This is a genomic window from Prevotella pallens ATCC 700821, assembly GCF_000220255.1.
Lineage (GTDB): Bacteria > Bacteroidota > Bacteroidia > Bacteroidales > Bacteroidaceae > Prevotella > Prevotella pallens.
Window position 1 is genome coordinate 132,366 of record NZ_GL982513.1, and the last position, 788, is coordinate 133,153.

General features: G+C 33.5%; 1 protein-coding gene. It reads left to right on the plus strand.

Translation table 11 applies throughout. The features are described from left to right. Positions 1–297: transposase (locus tag HMPREF9144_RS00540; protein ID WP_006043814.1), on the plus strand; the 297-nt coding region annotated here is incomplete at its 5' end. Between the last annotated feature and the right edge of the window lie 491 nt (positions 298–788).

A 788-nucleotide genomic window follows, 5' to 3' on the forward strand; every position in this document is an offset into this window, starting at 1 on the left:
ACGGAAGAAGGCATCAAGCATCGAGGACGAAGGTGCATAGAACCTGAAGCTGTTTTTGGACAAACAAAATATAATAAAGTCTATAAGAGGTTTAGGCATTTTGGAAAAGACAAGGTCAAGATGGACTTTGCCTTCTTTGCTATAGCCTTTAACATAGGGAAAATGTGTAGAAAAACCAATCTCAAGGAACTAAAAGACATTATGGAGGTACTTTTAGGCTCCTTCAGATGCTCTATACAAGTTTATATAGGCTATTTAAAGCCCTATAAATCATTTTATATGAAATTAGCAGCATAGCTGCAGTAAATAACGAATTATGTGGTAGACAAGGTAAAGGGAGAGTAAAAAAGAGGATGTATCAATTTTGACACACCCTCGTGTTTGTATTATACAGCCAATATAATGCTTGATGTGAATGTGAAAATGTTATTTACTCTTTACAGTAAATCTCTTATCTACTACACTAAGTTTGAAAACTATTTGCTGTCATTTTTAACATTTGCGGTATTTGATTGATTTATAAAGTGTTATAAGTCGTAAGTGGGTGACAGGAGTGACAGCAAAATAAAAATAATTCGTGAAAAACTTGACAAGGGGTATCTCTGTTTTGTATCTTTGCAAGCGAAAATAAGGAAGAGCTATGATATGCTTAGTATGATTTCCTACAAACTAACGGCATCTTCCTTCTTGAATTTGTTTTCTTAAATCTTTTTATTCATGTGTACAGATTTTTTAAATATGCCCACAAATAGGGCAGTGCGTTATGCGCAATTTCATTTTTATATGAG